This is a genomic window from Shimia sp. MIT1388 (genome assembly GCF_047124445.1).
GTDB lineage: Bacteria > Pseudomonadota > Alphaproteobacteria > Rhodobacterales > Rhodobacteraceae > Shimia.
Genome location: NZ_CP138921.1, coordinates 4,142,202 through 4,156,220 on the forward strand (window position 1 = coordinate 4,142,202; position 14,019 = coordinate 4,156,220).

General features: G+C 59.5%; 14 protein-coding genes. 10 read left to right on the forward strand and 4 right to left on the reverse strand.

Features of this window, described 5'->3' with window-relative positions; translation table 11 throughout:
- The first annotated feature begins 181 nt into the window (after nucleotides 1–181).
- Genes SIB92_RS20255 through SIB92_RS20275 form a run of 5 tightly spaced genes read left to right on the forward strand, consistent with a single transcriptional unit; the run spans nucleotide 182 to nucleotide 4,534 of the window.
- A complete protein-coding gene (locus tag SIB92_RS20255) occupies nucleotides 182–445 on the forward strand; it encodes a hypothetical protein (protein WP_412553705.1) in 264 nt (87 codons plus the stop codon).
- A 31-nt stretch (nucleotides 446–476) separates the two neighbouring features.
- Nucleotides 477–938: a (2Fe-2S)-binding protein gene (locus SIB92_RS20260; protein WP_412553706.1), complete on the forward strand. Its 462-nt coding sequence runs from the start codon at nucleotides 477–479 to the stop codon at nucleotides 936–938.
- The gene (locus tag SIB92_RS20265; RefSeq protein WP_412553707.1) at nucleotides 935–3,004 is read left to right on the forward strand and encodes a molybdopterin cofactor-binding domain-containing protein; all 2,070 of its coding nucleotides are present in this window, start codon (nucleotides 935–937) and stop codon (nucleotides 3,002–3,004) included. The genes SIB92_RS20260 and SIB92_RS20265 overlap by 4 nt, the downstream gene beginning before the upstream one ends.
- Nucleotides 3,001–3,600 carry a class I SAM-dependent methyltransferase gene (locus SIB92_RS20270; protein ID WP_412553708.1) on the forward strand — a complete coding sequence of 200 codons (600 nt, stop codon included), beginning with the start codon at nucleotides 3,001–3,003 and terminating at the stop codon, nucleotides 3,598–3,600. The genes SIB92_RS20265 and SIB92_RS20270 overlap by 4 nt, the downstream gene beginning before the upstream one ends.
- Before the next feature lie 19 nt (nucleotides 3,601–3,619).
- A complete protein-coding gene (locus SIB92_RS20275; RefSeq protein WP_412553709.1) occupies nucleotides 3,620–4,534 on the forward strand; it encodes a helix-turn-helix transcriptional regulator in 915 nt (304 codons plus the stop codon).
- A 162-nt stretch (nucleotides 4,535–4,696) separates the two neighbouring features.
- On the opposite strand, the gene SIB92_RS20280 is transcribed toward SIB92_RS20275, so the two are convergent.
- The gene (locus SIB92_RS20280) at nucleotides 4,697–5,278 is read right to left on the reverse strand and encodes a UbiX family flavin prenyltransferase (RefSeq protein WP_412553710.1); all 582 of its coding nucleotides are present in this window, start codon (nucleotides 5,276–5,278) and stop codon (nucleotides 4,697–4,699) included.
- A complete protein-coding gene (locus SIB92_RS20285) occupies nucleotides 5,266–6,795 on the reverse strand; it encodes a UbiD family decarboxylase (RefSeq protein ID WP_412553711.1) in 1,530 nt (509 codons plus the stop codon). The genes SIB92_RS20280 and SIB92_RS20285 overlap by 13 nt, the downstream gene beginning before the upstream one ends.
- A 133-nt stretch (nucleotides 6,796–6,928) precedes the next feature.
- Between SIB92_RS20285 and ubiT the strand changes: the two genes are divergently transcribed.
- Genes ubiT through SIB92_RS20305 form a run of 4 tightly spaced genes read left to right on the forward strand, consistent with a single transcriptional unit; the run spans nucleotide 6,929 to nucleotide 10,550 of the window.
- Nucleotides 6,929–7,468 (forward strand): ubiquinone anaerobic biosynthesis accessory factor UbiT, encoded by a 540-nt coding sequence (ubiT, locus tag SIB92_RS20290; RefSeq protein ID WP_412553712.1) that lies wholly within the window; start codon nucleotides 6,929–6,931, stop codon nucleotides 7,466–7,468.
- The gene (ubiU, locus tag SIB92_RS20295) at nucleotides 7,468–8,445 is read left to right on the forward strand and encodes a ubiquinone anaerobic biosynthesis protein UbiU (protein WP_412555877.1); all 978 of its coding nucleotides are present in this window, start codon (nucleotides 7,468–7,470) and stop codon (nucleotides 8,443–8,445) included. Before ubiT ends, ubiU begins: the two co-directional genes overlap by 1 nt.
- A 3-nt stretch (nucleotides 8,446–8,448) precedes the next feature.
- Entirely contained in the window at nucleotides 8,449–9,360 is a 912-nt protein-coding gene (ubiV, locus tag SIB92_RS20300) for a ubiquinone anaerobic biosynthesis protein UbiV (protein WP_412553713.1), read from the forward strand.
- A complete protein-coding gene (locus tag SIB92_RS20305; RefSeq protein ID WP_412553714.1) occupies nucleotides 9,357–10,550 on the forward strand; it encodes an NnrS family protein in 1,194 nt (397 codons plus the stop codon). The genes ubiV and SIB92_RS20305 overlap by 4 nt, the downstream gene beginning before the upstream one ends.
- Here the strand turns inward: SIB92_RS20305 and SIB92_RS20310 are convergent.
- Nucleotides 10,547–11,692, reverse strand: a complete 1,146-nt coding sequence (locus tag SIB92_RS20310) for an alkane 1-monooxygenase (RefSeq protein WP_412553715.1) — start codon at nucleotides 11,690–11,692, stop codon at nucleotides 10,547–10,549. The two genes, SIB92_RS20305 and SIB92_RS20310, sit on opposite strands and share 4 nt — an antisense overlap.
- Nucleotides 11,685–13,115: a cytochrome P450 gene (locus SIB92_RS20315; RefSeq protein ID WP_412553716.1), complete on the reverse strand. Its 1,431-nt coding sequence runs from the start codon at nucleotides 13,113–13,115 to the stop codon at nucleotides 11,685–11,687. The genes SIB92_RS20310 and SIB92_RS20315 overlap by 8 nt, the downstream gene beginning before the upstream one ends.
- A gap of 239 nt (nucleotides 13,116–13,354) precedes the next feature.
- Between SIB92_RS20315 and SIB92_RS20320 the strand changes: the two genes are divergently transcribed.
- Entirely contained in the window at nucleotides 13,355–13,978 is a 624-nt protein-coding gene (locus tag SIB92_RS20320; protein WP_412553717.1) for a Crp/Fnr family transcriptional regulator, read from the forward strand.
- The last annotated feature ends 41 nt before the right edge of the window (nucleotides 13,979–14,019 follow it).

The window sequence follows — 14,019 nt, forward strand, 5'->3', positions numbered from 1 at the left end:
TTGGGGTGGGGGGAACTTTGATTTGTTTCCAATACTTGCTTCCCGGGCTCGTGATTGCCTAGCACGGAGCATGCCCAGCAGATCGCCGCGATAAAGGCGCTCTTAGACTTGAGGGCGTGAGAAACAATTCTTGGCCCCCGGTTCAGATGTTTGGCTTGGCTGACGTACTATCCACGCGGTTTTGGGGCTGGACTATGTCTTCGCGTTGGTATCCGGACCGGTACGGATCCAGAATGCCGGCGGCTTTTTAAATGCCCAAGTTGACGGACCTTCAGGTGCGCTGAAGGGCAAGCTCTTCTCTTGCAATTGCAGGGCCTGGTCGCGTGGCCAAGAAAACGGCGTGTCTCCAACAATCCAACCCTTTGAAGACGCGAGCGTGATCAAAAACCTCAAGAGCTTCAATATTGGCGCGATCGTTCAATACGAGAGATCTGCCGCCGCCTAATTAGTGTCCAACAGCACGAATGAGGGCCGCGATGAAAATTCTCTTGAATAACAAAAGTCAGGGTGTCCCTGAGAGTTGGCAGCGGGCGTCCCTGCTGTTTCTGCTTAGGGACCATTTGGGACTTGTCGGGGCCAAATTTGGCTGCGGCGAGGGCGTCTGTGGCGCTTGCACTGTCCTCGTGGATGGCGTTGCCACCCGGGCTTGCCTCACGCCGGTCGACAGTCTGCAGGGCGCGCATGTTGAGACCATAGAAGGGCTGGCCGGAGACGACGGGCCCCTGCATCCGGTGCAGCAAGCCTGGCTGGATCATGCGGTGCCGCAATGTGGGTATTGCCAGGCCGGACAGATCATGTCCGCCGTCGCATTGTTGCGGGAAAACCCGCAGCCATCGGCAGGTGACGTCGAAGGCGCGATGGAAGGAAACCTTTGTCGGTGTGGTACTTACCAGCGTATTCGCGCCGCCATTCAAAGTGTTGCGGAGGCGGAGACATGAACCGGCGGGATGTGTTGCGCGCCGCGGGGGGCGGTCTTGTTGCTGTGATTGGTCTGGGGGCGGGCGTGTGGAAGCAGGTGCCGGTTTTGCCGAAGCGGCCGGCGCCAAGGGCGGAGGACGCGCTTGGGTGGGTGCGTTACCATGACGGTGCTTACGAGTTGACACTGCCCAGGATCGAAATGGGTCAGCACATTGCCACGGCGCTGAAGCAGGTGGCGTGCTCGGAGTTGCGTGTCGGCTGGGACGAGGTGCGGGTTCGGCTACATGACACGGTCGTGCCGCGCGTGAAGGCGACCGTTGGCAGCGAGTCAGTTGCGCAGTTTGTCGAGCCTTTGGCACAGGCCTGTGCGAGTTTGAGAGATGCGCTAGAGGACGGGCGTCAAGAGGGGCTGGTAAACGTGACACCGCGTCCAATTTCAGAATTGCGCGCCTTCAATGGAGACGGCGTGATGGGGGACTCGCCCGAATTGGTGCACGGGCGCGACATCGTGCAGGGGCGACCTTTGTATGCAGCAGACATTGTGGGGCCTGACATACGTCATGGGCGGGTTTTGTTTGCGCCTGTTTCAACAGATATTGGCTCCCGGCCTTTGAAGTGGAACGCTGCGGCGGCCAAGGCAGTGCCGGGATTTGTGGCCCTGGTTGAGGGGGTGCCGGGGCCGCGGGAACATACGGTTGGGCTTGGCATCCTTGCGCACCAGCCTGATGCGCTCAACGAAATTGCCGACGCTTTGGCGGTCGAATGGGACGTAGACGGTGCACCCGAGATCCGGGACATGCAGGCCGCAATCGACATCGACAAAGTGCTGTCTCCCGCCGGTTTAAAACAAGCCGTCATGAGTGACCCTATTGAAGAGGGCGCTTGGGACGGGAGCTTTCGCTATGACTTTGCCTTTGCACCGCATGGGCAGATCGAACCCCGGGCGGCGGTGGCGGAATGGCAGGATGGCAAGCTGACGGTTTGGACCGGTACGCAGGACGCGTTTTACATTCGGGACGAACTGGCAAATCGGTTTGGGATGGCGGCCGAAGATGTCCGGGTACAATCCATGCGGGTAGGGGGCGCGTTTGGTGGCAAGGTGTTGTGCCGTGCAGAGCGCGAAGCCGCATTTCTGGCGCGTGAAGGTGGTACGCGGGTCAAGGTGCAATGGACGCGGTCACAGGAACTTTCCCAGGCGTATCACCGCCCGCCGTCCTCCCATCGCCTGCGCTTCCGGATGTCGGAGGGGCGGATTTCGGATTGGGATCACCAGCAGATGTCGTCCCACATTATCTTCACGTCGGCTGGGATACCGGCCTGGATGCAAGCGGGGACAAATTTGGTTGTTGGCGATCCGGGTGTCGCGCGCGGCATGAAAATCCCATACAAAACTGCCCGGGCCCATGCGTCATATGACATGGTGCGCCTTCCGGTGCATTCTGGGCCGTGGCGCGGGCTTGGAGCCGGGCCCAACAATTTGGCAATCGAGAGCACAATGGATGAGGCCGCGCGGACCTTGGGCGTCGATCCTGTCGCGTTCCGGTTGCAGAATTTGGAGAACCCGAGGCTCAAAGCGGTGTTGCAGCGTGTGGCAGAAATCTCGGGCTGGCAAGGACCTGCGCCTAGTCAGGACGGCGCAGAGCGCACCGGGCGAGGGGTCGCCTGTGGAATTTACAAAGACCATAGCTATGCCGCTGTGGTTGCAGATGTGGCTGTTGCGCCGGAGGGCACAATTCGCGTAACCCGGCTATGGTGTGCGCATGATTGCGGCATGGTCATCAATCCCGACCAGGTGCGTGCGCAATGTGAGGGGAATTTGGTTTGGAGTGTTGGTTTGGTCTTGCGTGATGCGTTGCCGGTGATGAATGGGAGAGTTGGTGCGGAGTTTTTCTCGGAAACGCCCATCCCGGCCTTGTCCGACGTGCCCAAGATGACAGTGGACCTGGTTGAAAGCACACAGGCGCCCTCTGGCGCGGGCGAGACAGTGATTGCGGCCGGTCCAGGCGCCATCGCCAATGCGATCCGTGCGGCGACGGGCGTTCGACCAACGCGGTTTCCAGTCGAGATGTCGGAGTTTGCATCGTGACGAGGTTGCCAATTGAGCCAAAGATCAGGGACGGAGCGGTGCACAGCCCTGGTTTGTTTTTCCGGGAGTGGATAAAATCGCCGTTGTCCATTGGCGCGATTACGCCTTCGGGCAGTGACTTGGCGGCGGAAATTTCGCGGGACATTCAGCCGGAAGACGGGCCCGTTATTGAATTGGGGCCGGGGACCGGGGTTTTCACGGCGGCGGTGCTGCAAAGAGGTGTGGCCGCTGAGAATATTTTTGCGGTGGAACGTAACCCGGATCTTGCAAAGGCGTTGGCAACGCGCCTTCCTGACCTTCATGTCGCTTGTGATGACGCCGAGGCCGTCGCGCATTTGATGCCATTTGACACGCCGGCGGCGACGGTGCTGTGCGGTTTGCCTCTGCTGTCGATGCCACCGGAAAAGGTCGCTGGCATCCTTCGGGCGAGCTTTGCGGTGTTAAAACCTGAAGGAAAGTTTCGGCTGTTTACCTACGGAGTGCGGTGCCCGGTGAAAAAGGCGATTTTGGAACAGCTTGGTCTGGATGCGCAGCGCGTGGCCTTTGTCCCCAAAAACCTGCCGCCTGCGTCCGTTTATCATTTACAACGAAAGTGAACGACAGGTGCCCGGGGATTTGTCTGATATTGGTGACAACTTCGCCTCTGCGGCCATGATGCGCATCCTTGCTTTGGGGTTAAAGCAAGAGGGAATTGACCTGGATGTGCCTGCCTCAAGTGGTGCGCGGGTGCCAATTCCGCAGAAACGCAAAGTCTTGGATGAGATCCTGGCACGTCATGGCCCCGTGTCGCTTCTGCGCGTCTCTGACGCTGTTCGCAAGCTTCCGCCGGAGCCCTTGGCGCAGGCTTTGTTAAAGGCGGAAACCATTGCGGATTTACATCGGCGTTGGACGCGCATGGAGGCCTTTACCCACGGGCGGCACAGGATGCAGTTTAAGGCCAAGGTACGCGGAACCTTTGTGCTTTGCCACCAAGCCAGATCGGGCTCTGAGCTGCCGTCACAAGCGGAAACTCTCTTGGTTGTTGGCGTTTTGACCAACCTCATGGAGATGGTGTCCAGGGCAGCTGTGGACGTGGCTACCGAAGATGGGACGATTTGGCGTCGGAAGGGCAGTTGGCAGCCACCGTCGGTCGTGGGAAGGGATCTAAAGGTTGTGGTGCAGGTCAGCGAGGCCACTGCCACGCAAAGACAGGACTCGGCCTCATTTGTGGAAACAGAGGACACAACCGCGCGTATCCGAACTTTGTTGTCCGCCGATCCGCTGCACAAATGGTATTTGGGCGACGTGGCCGACAAATTGTGCCTGTCACAACGCAGTTTGCAGCGGCACCTGGCCCAACAGAGCACTACTTTCTCTCGCCTGATCGCGGAAGTCCGGCTGCAATGCGCGGCGCAGTTTCTTTGCGAAGAGCCGGGGATGGGGCTGGCCGAGGTGGGCTTTTTGTCTGGGTATAGCGATCAAGCCCATTTTACGCGGTCCTTTTCACAGCACGTTGGGCTGTCGCCGCAAGTCTATCGCAACAATTTGTAGCGGGCTGGCGGCTTGATGCCTTTATAGGTTCTGCCATTAAGAAGTTTGCACGACTAGGCAGCACGACAGAGCACCGCAACCATCCGGTTGGTGAATGTGAACCTGGTGATGAACGATACCCCAGACTTCACTTTTTGCGCGCTCTGCGTGGCAGGTTCCGGCTTATCGAGAGGTGGCCCCCTCTTGCCATTCCTGCGCCAATCCTGCGCCAAGGCCGAGCGCATCAATCGCCCGCGCGGCCAGTTGATCGACAATCTGTCCGGTGGTTGTCGGCCTAAGGTAAAACGCGGGCACTGGTGGCATCACTATCGCGCCCATTTCCGTCACCGCGGTCATGTTCCGCAGGTGCGCCAACGTCAGCGGGGTTTCACGAGCCAACAGCACCAACCTGCGGCGTTCTTTAAGCTGCACACCAGCTGCGCGGGTGAGCAAATTGTCGTCCAGTCCGTGCGCGATGGCAGCCAGTGACCGCATGGAGCACGGTGCGATGATCATACCGGCTAACGGCACAGATCCCGAGGCAATGCTGGCGCCGATGTTTTGCACGTCGTGCACCCGCGAGGCCTGCGCTTTAACTTGGCCCCATGCATCCGGGCCAACCTCCTCATGCAAAGTGCGTTGCGCTGCCGGGCTGGCGACCAAATCCACCGCGGCGCCCAACTCTCGCAATAGACGCACGACCGAAATCCCCAAGGCCGCGCCGGACGCGCCAGCAATTCCCACAATCACTCTTACGTTCTGCATTCGCTTACCGACTTTCTCAGCTGTGGCATCACCGTTGCCACCAGATCTTCTGCAAATGCGGCATCCTGCGGCGCTGTGTGCATGATTGCCCCCCAGTCACGACGGGTTTCGCTTTCGATCTTGGTGGTGGCGTCGATGCCCAGTTTGCCGGCCAAACCCGGCTCGGGAGACGCGAAATCCAGATAGTCCATGGGGGTGTTCTCCAGGACCATCATATCGCGCCCCGGGTCCATCCGGCTAGCCAGTGCCCAGGCGATGTCATCCCAACTGCGCACGTCTATGTCCTCATCCACAACCACGATCATCTTGGTGTAGCTGAACTGCGGCAACATCCCCCACAGTGCCATCATCACCCTGCGCGCCTGGCCGGGGTAGCGTTTGTCTATGCTGATCACGGCCATGCGGTAAGAACAGGCTGCGGGCGGCAGCCACACGTCGCGGATTTCCGGGATTTGCGCCTGAATTGTTGGCAATGTCAGGTGATTGAACACCTCGCCAATCACCGCAGGCTCATCCGGAGGGCGTCCCGTGTAGGTCGACAAATACAGCGGATCCTTGCGATGGGTCACCGCCGTGACCTGCATCACAGGGAAAGGCTCAGCCTTGTTGTAGTACCCAGTGTGATCGCCAAACGGCCCTTCCGGCGCGGTTTCGGTTGGCGATACGAAACCCTCCAGCACAATTTCTGCGTTGGCTGGCACCATCAAGGGCACCGTTTTGGCAGCCACCATTTCTGGCCGCTGTCCGTTGAGTGCACCGGCAAACGTCAGTTCGGACACGGTTTCTGGCAAAGGCAGCGCCGCGGACAAAAGCGTTGCTGGATCTGCACCTAGGACGACGGCAACGGGCGTGGGTTTGCCCACTTGCGCCCAACTGCGATGGTGGGCGGCCCCGCCGCGATGGGGCAACCAGCGCATGATCAGCTTGTCGCGACCAAGCACTTGGGCACGATAAACACCGGCATTGTAGCGCGTCACCTCAGTTGGTTCCGCGCCAAGAGGTTTGGTGATCACAACAGGCCAGGTGATGAGTGGCCCGCCATCTCCCGGCCAATGGGTTTGCACGGGGATTTTGCCCAAATCAACTGCGGGCCCTTTCTGCACCACCTGTTGCACGGGGGCTGAGCGGGCCGTCTTGGGCCGCGTGTTAAGTGCTGCTTTCAGCATTGGCCAACGGGACAACGCATCTCGCAGGCCATCAGGCGGTGTTGGTGCGCGCAAGGCCGCCAGAAATTGTCCCAGGTCCGGCACGTCCTGCCTCCTGATGCCCAACCCCGCCGCCACGCGCTCTGTGGTGCCAAACAGATTGGTCACCACGGGCATTCCAAACCCAGTTCCTGTGTCAGAAAGGGGCGTTTCAAATTGCAGCACCGGACCGTTGCGCTCCAACACATGGCGATGCACCGCTGTCATCTGATGTCGCACCGAGACTGGATCGTTAATAGATTGAAGTTGCTGGGTCTCTTTGCACCAAGCCAGAAAATCTCTCAGGCTTGCAAAAGGGGGGAGCTGGCGCACGGGGAGGTCCTGTTTTGTCTGTCTGATCCGCCTATCAGTAAAAAGGACGAGCGAAATTGACGGCCGTCAATTTGCCCTCGCACCGCAGACTTTACGAAAGAGCCTACCAAGACCAAGACCAAGGGAGTCCTCCTTGTCCAATCCCTCCATTGCCGTGCCCCGGTGTCCGCCGCTTCTGGCGGCTCCGTTGCGCGTAGTGCCGTTGGCCCCACTGTCAGCCTCACTCACGGCCTTTTCCCGCCGCATTGCCACTGCCCACCCCGGGCTGTTTCGACGGCTCGGTGATTACGCCAACACCCCCTTTGTGATCGATCCAACCGACCTGCCGTTGGTGATCTTGCTGCATCCGGGAAATGGCACGCCCAAAGTCACAGTGACCCGCCGCCCTGTCGAGGCCGCGGCGCGGATCGCGGGGCCTCTGGCGGCCCTTCTGGGCTTGGTGCACGGCGGCTTTGACGGTGATGCGCTGTTCTTCTCACGCGATCTGGTGATCGAAGGCGACACGTCTGCGTCTCTGGCCCTGCGCAATGCGATTGACGACGCAGAGCTTGATCTCTTCGAAGAACTGATGCGGTTGACCGGCCCGCTCGCCGCGCCGGTCCACCGGGCGTTGCTGCTGTTGGAACGGCGCACCGGCCTGTATCTCACCCGCCCGGAGGAACCCGCATGGTGATGGAAATTGTCTGTCCGGCAGGGACACCTGCTGCCTTTCGCGCCGCCGTGAAGGCTGGCGCGCACACGATCTACTGCGGCTTTGCCGATGAAACCAATGCGCGCAATTTTCCGGGGTTGAACTTTGACCGCGTGGAAATGCGCGACAGCGTCGCCTTTGCGCATCAACATGGGGCAAAAGTGCTGGTGGCGATCAACACATTTCCCCGCGCCGGGGATGAGGCCATCTGGCACCGCGCTGTCGCTGACGCAGAAGCTTGTGGTGCGGACGCCGTCATTCTGGCTGACGCAGGGCTGTTGGACCACACCGCGCGTCACCATCCCAACCTGCGCCGTCACCTCTCGGTGCAGGCCGCCGCTGCCAACGCGGATATGATCAACTTCTATGCGGACACGTTTGGGGTGAAGCGGGTGGTTTTGCCGCGGGTTCTGTCCGTGCCAGAGATCGCCGCCATCAATGAGGAGACGGATGTTGAGACTGAAGTGTTTGTCTTTGGCGGATTGTGTGTGATGGCCGAAGGGCGTTGTTCGCTCTCTTCTTATGCCACGGGGCTGTCCCCCAATATGAACGGGGTCTGTTCGCCTGCCAGCCACGTCGAATACCATGATCACAATGGGGTTCTGGATGCCCAACTGGGTGGCTACACCATTCACCGTGCGCAAAAGGGCGACGCGGCGCCATACCCAACACTCTGCAAAGGCTGCTTCACCGCAGGTGAGAAAACCGACCACCTTTTTGAGGATCCTGTCAGCCTGAATGCCGAGCAATTGATTCCACAACTGCAAAAGGCGGGCGTGACCGCGCTCAAGATCGAAGGGCGTCAACGATCCCGCTCTTATGTGACCCAAGTGGTGCGCAACTTCCGCGAAGCGGTGGACGCCTTGGAGGATGGCCGTCCGCTGCCGCAGGGCATGCTGGCCCGTCTGTCCGAAGGTCAGGCCATGACCACCGGCGCCTACAAAAAGACCTGGAGATAAACCATGCAGCTCTCTGTCGCGCCCATCCCGTTTTTCTGGGCCAAGGACACTTGGTCCACCTTTTACGAAGAGATTGCTGAAGCCCCGGTGGACCGCGTGGTTCTGGGAGAACTGGTCTGCTCCAAACGCCTGCCGTTTTTTCAAGATCAAATCCCCGGTGCGATAGAGCGCTTGATCTCAGCCGGCAAAGACGTCGCCCTAACCAGCCTTGCGTTGATCACACTCAAACGCGAGCGGAAACTTACCTCGGATTTGGTGGAGATGGGGCTGGAAGTGGAGGTCAATGACCTCTCGGTTCTGCCGTATCTGCCCAAGAGCGCCAAATTTTCGGTTGGCCCGCTGGTCAATGTTTATAACGAAGGCACCCTGCGTTGGCTGGCCTCGCGAGGCGCAACGCGCATTTGTTTGCCGCCAGAATTGCCGCTTGCCTCAGTAGAGATCCTCGCGAAAGAAGCCGCGACAGTGGGTGTCACCATTGAGGTTTGGGGGCATGGTCGATTGCCCCTCGCCATTTCCGGCCGGTGCTATCACGCGCGGCTGCATGGCCGCACCAAAGACAATTGCCAGTTTGCCTGCGAGGACGACCCGGATGGGCTGGATGTCGCCACGCTGGATGATCAGCCGTTTCTGACCATGAATGGTGTGCAGACCTTGTCTGATAGCTACGCCACCACAGCGCATCAGATCGATCAGTTGCGCACCGCAGGCGTGTCGGCGTTGCGTTTGTCGCCGCAGTCTCAAGGCTTTCCGGGTATTTGCCACAACTACCGCGCGTTGGTTGAAGGGCGATGTACAGGCGACGTCGTGCTGGCTGCGATCCAGAAGCAAAACCCCGATGTCCGGTTTTCTGATGGATTTTTGACAGGCGATCGGGGTGTGGCCATGTCCACGCCTGCCATAGCCGCAAGGACGTGAGGCCTGCTGCGTTCTGGCAAGCACCGTACCGTCCGCTGTTCACCGCAGCAGGCGTTTGGGCTGTGTTCTGTCTGGCATGGTGGCCTCTTGGCACGTCTTTTGGAGTGCCATCTCCTGCCATGTCCCCGCCTGTGCTCTGGCACATTCACGAATTGTTTTTTGGATTCGCCACTGCAGCGGTTGGCGGCTACCTGCTGACTGCCATGCCCAACTGGATTGGCAAAGATCCGGAGCAGGGCGCGGTGCTACAGCTGATACTGTTCACCTGGATCGCAGCGCGGCTGGCGATGGCCGTGTTTGATTATGTGCCGTTACCCATCCTGCTGCCTCTAAACCTCGCCTATTTGCTACTTTTGGCGGCGCTCATGTCCTGCCGCCTGCTTGCCGCAAAAGCCTATGCCAAGTTTGGGTTTGTTGTCGGATTGCTGGCCTTGGCAGGTATGCAAAGCCGGTTTCTCCTCCTCGCAAAATCCGGCGACGTGGCGGGCTGTATCGCCTTGACCCAGATCCTGCTGCTTGGCTTCGCCGTCCTGCTCACTTTTGTTGGCGCGCGTATGATTCCGGCGTTCACCCAAAGCTGGCACCTGGTCATCAATTGGACAGGCCCAGCCGTACAACTCCGACCGCACATCCGCCAATGCGCGCTTCTGGCTTCGGTGATCGGTTCTGTTGCGACAGTTTTCGATCTTCGCTCGCTGACCACGACTGCCCTCGTGGTGGCGTCTTTCTGCACGCTGTATACGGCCCTTGGCTGGCGCAGTGTCTCGACATGGCGCAATCCGCTGCTTGCAGGGCTTCATGTCGCCTACCTCTGGCTGCCCCTTTGTCTTGCCGCCCTCGCACTCACAGAGCTCTTCCCCGCCCTCTATCCCGCCGGGGCCGCCAAACACGCGCTTACCATTGGCGCGGTTTCTGGCCTCATTCTCACCGTAGCAGGCCGCGCAGGGTGCCACACGCCCTCGGGCCAGCTCAAGGCGCCAACGTCTCTTGTCTTCGCTATGCTTAGCCTCTGGTGGTCCACCGCCCTGCGTCTAATCGCGCCGGTAACCTCAAACGAAGCCATATGGCTCAACGGCGCGGCGCTCCTCTGGTGCGCCGCGTGGATTGCTTTCCTGATCACTTTGCGGCCAAGTCTCATTGGCCCGCCCGTGCGCCCCGTGCTCAGTGGCAAAAAGGCGCAAAAAGCCTAGCGAGATGATGGGTCCGGGTGAGACAGCGCCTTATACGGCCCCCAGTCATCTATTTCGGGATAAAACTGCCGTCGCCAGGCCCGCACGCGCGGATTGAACATGCGTCGCCACAGTGGTGGCACCATCGCCAGCACCGTCATTGGCGGATAGCCGGTGGGCAACATTGGCACTTCGCTTGCGTCATAGACCTGCAACAGCGGAAACCGCCGCATCGGGTGCACATGATGGTCCGCATGGCGCTGCAAATTGATCAGCAGAGCGCCGGAGACCTGATGGGCTGAGTCCCAACTGTGATGGGGCTGAACTGGCTCATACGTGCCGTCTCCCAGGTATTTGCGCGTCAGCCCGTAATGCTCCACGTAGTTGGTCAATTCCAGCTGCCACACGGCCACAAAGGCCTGAAAGGCAAACAGCCCAACGCCAAACCAACCGCCGATAGCAAGGGCCGTCGCAAGAAACGCCAATTGCAAACCAAGGTATTTCCAGATCGGGTTGGACAGATGTGTTGGCGGTAGTCCTTTGCGCGCCAGCATGGCCTTCTCCGCGCGCCAGGCAGAGCCAAACCCGGTCAGCAGCACCCGCGCAAAGGCCCGATGGAAGCCTTCATTGTAGCGCGCGGTCACCGTGTCGCGGCCCGTGCCCACATAGGGGTGATGCACCAGCAAATGTTCGGTGCGGAAATGCCCATAGAGCACCAAAGCCATCAGCAAATCACCCAGATTGCGCTCTAGTTTGTTGGCTTTGTGAAACAGCTCATGCGCGTAGACAATCCCCACGGTGCCGGTGGTCACGCCAATGCCAAACATGATCGCCAGTGCTTCCCACGCGCCATAGTTCGCGACCCGTGTTACGTAATACAGCGCGCCAAACACCAGACTGAACTGGATCGGGAACCAGATTATGGTGAGCAGTCGAAACCAGAACAGTTCGCTGTCCGGCGTGGCTGGATCCGGGTTACGTAAGTCCTGTCCCAGCACGACGTCCAATAGTGGCATCAAAACCCAGCCATAGGCCGGGATCAGCGCCACATACCAGCCGCCTTTGACCACCGCCAAGATCACCAGCGGCACAAAGGTCAGTGTCAACCAATAGGGCCAGGCGCGCAGCCGTGTTTTGTCTTTTGGCAATGTGGTCTTAGTCATGTGGCTTGTCCTCTGTCGCGCCGCGTGGTGTCAAGCGCAGCCAGATCCCGTCTTTCGCCCGCACCGTCAGGTGCGCCACGGGAACGGCCGGTTTTTCTGTCACAATCTCAAAGCGGTATGCGCGCACCAGCATCGCCAGCAACAGCGGCCCTTCTGCCATGGCAAAGGCCGATCCTGGACACACCCGCTGTCCGGCGGAAAATGGAATATAGGCTTTGCGCAAGCACGCCTTGCCATTGGGGGTGTCAAATCGGTCTGGGTCAAACGTATCCGGTCGCTCCCAAAGACGCTCATGCCGGTGTAAATGCCAGGGGCTCAAGATCACCTGTGAGCCCTGCTTTACAACGCGTTGGCGGAAGTGTTCCGGACAGGCGGCCTCCCTCACATACATCGGAACCGGCGGATACAGCCGCATGGCCTCGCGAAATACGGACCGCGCCACGCGCAGTTTGGACAGGGCAGAGAAATAGATCTTGTCAGGCTGGATCACCGCTTGCGCTTCGGCGGCCACTTTGTCCTGCCACTCAGGATAGAGCGCCAGCAAATAGAGCGACCAGGACAGCGCCGCCGCAGAGGTCTCATGCCCGGCGAGAAAGAAAATGGCGACCTGGTCAATCATCTCCTCGGTTTCAAACGTCAGACCCGTCTCCGGGTCCGGCGTGGTCATGATCTTTGTGGCCAGATCGTCCGGTGCCGTTCCCGCGTAAATCTGTGCCGCGCGTTCTTTGGTCAATTGCCCAATCAGGTTGCGGATGGTGCGGGCGGTGGCTTTGGTCTTGCGCGAATGAAACCGCGGCACCCATTTGGGCATGGGCAACATCGCGGCGACATTGGCCAGTGGCTGCGCCGCTTGGTGGGATTTGAAGGTCTCAAAGGCTGCGCTGGCGATCTCATGCTCAATCGGCACGGAAAACAGCGTGCGAAAGATCACATCCATGGCGACATGGCTGCAATGACCCTCCATCTCTATGGGCGTGCCATCGGCCAAAGGTTGGAGCCGGTCCACAAGCGCCACGCCACTGTCCCACATCGCCGGAAACACGCTGCGCAGCCGCCCGCCTTCAAAGGCGGGGTCAATGATCCGCCGTTGCCGCGCCCACAGGTCACCGTTGGAGATAAAGATCGACTCGCCTAGCAGCGGTTTTAACCCTACGCGCATCCGCTCCGACTTCGGAAAATCCATCGGCCGTTGTTTAAGCACCAAATCCACCAAGTCGGGGTCATTGCATAGGTACGACCGAAAAAACGGGGTACGCATTTCGGCCATCCAGGCCCGGTATAAATGCGCTGGCTGCGCGGAGAGAATGTCCTGTCGAAACAGCTTCAGGTAAGCCCAGAGCGACACTTTGCCTTTGCGCGGTTCGGGCTTGGGCGGGCAAGGGCGCGGGGCCTCGTGGGATGTGTCAAACACCAGCACTTCCATCAACTTTCCTGCGCAAACAACGCGCGTTTGAATCCGATGTAGAGGCAAAAACAGAGCGGTCATTGATTGTTGTCAAAAAATCCGCGCCGGATTTGTGAGACAGCGTTTGTACTTGGCCGCGCCCTTCCCGTGGTCTTTGCAATGAGGATCTTATGCGTTCAACGTCGTCTTCGTCTCACCCCTGTGGCCAATGCGCTTTCTTTGATCAAAGCGTGTGGCAGCCTGTGGGCAATGGTGCCATGTCGTTTCTCAACAGTGGCTTCACCCGCCGTGAGTTTCAGGAAGGGCAAGCGCTGTATCAGCAGGGCGATGAAAACCGCGGAGTGTTTTGTGTTTCTCGCGGTCTTTTTGCCATTCGCGCGCACAGCGAAGCTGGCAACACAACCTTGCTCAAGCTGGCTTATCCCGGGGACATCATCGGCTTTCGCTCCTACCTCGCAAACGACCGTCACAAAACCGAAGCCCGAGCGCTTTTGCCCTCTCGGGTGTGCACGGTTGCCCATCGCAACGCCAACCGGTTGGTGCACAGTGATCCCAAAGTGTTGGCGCGCCTGACCGCGCGCTGTGTGGCGGAGATCGACACCGGGCGAGACCGTATCATTGATGCCGCCACCGAAAGCAACCAGACCCGACTGGCCCGTATTCTGGGCAAGTTGATGCAGGCCCATGGCACGCGTGATGGTGCCTACCTGCGCATGCAATTGCCGCTATCTCGCACCGATTTGGCTGATCTTCTGGGTATTAAGCCTGAAACGGTGTCGCGTGTGCTCAAACGGTTGAAGCAGGACGGAGAATTTATTGTGTCCGGGCGCGACATTCGCATGCCGATTACGCAAAAGCATGCCTGCGCTGGGCGGGCGTAACCGAAAGCCCGTTTAGCCTGGAACCCGCTCTGAGCATAGTT

What these genes read in the sequence shown, in the direction of transcription:
- SIB92_RS20260 (WP_412553706.1), top strand. Translation starts at nt 477, where the DNA reads ATGAAAATTCTCTTGAATAACAAAAGTCAGGGTGTCCCTGAGAGTTGG.
- SIB92_RS20265 (WP_412553707.1), top strand. Translation starts at nt 935, where the DNA reads ATGAACCGGCGGGATGTGTTGCGCGCCGCGGGGGGCGGTCTTGTTGCT.
- SIB92_RS20280 (WP_412553710.1), bottom strand. Translation starts at nt 5,278, where the DNA reads ATGCAGAACGTAAGAGTGATTGTGGGAATTGCTGGCGCGTCCGGCGCG.
- ubiU (WP_412555877.1), top strand. Translation starts at nt 7,468, where the DNA reads ATGGAAATTGTCTGTCCGGCAGGGACACCTGCTGCCTTTCGCGCCGCC.
- ubiV (WP_412553713.1), top strand. Translation starts at nt 8,449, where the DNA reads ATGCAGCTCTCTGTCGCGCCCATCCCGTTTTTCTGGGCCAAGGACACT.
- SIB92_RS20310 (WP_412553715.1), bottom strand. Translation starts at nt 11,692, where the DNA reads ATGACTAAGACCACATTGCCAAAAGACAAAACACGGCTGCGCGCCTGG.
- SIB92_RS20315 (WP_412553716.1), bottom strand. Translation starts at nt 13,115, where the DNA reads ATGGAAGTGCTGGTGTTTGACACATCCCACGAGGCCCCGCGCCCTTGC.
- SIB92_RS20320 (WP_412553717.1), top strand. Translation starts at nt 13,355, where the DNA reads ATGTCGTTTCTCAACAGTGGCTTCACCCGCCGTGAGTTTCAGGAAGGG.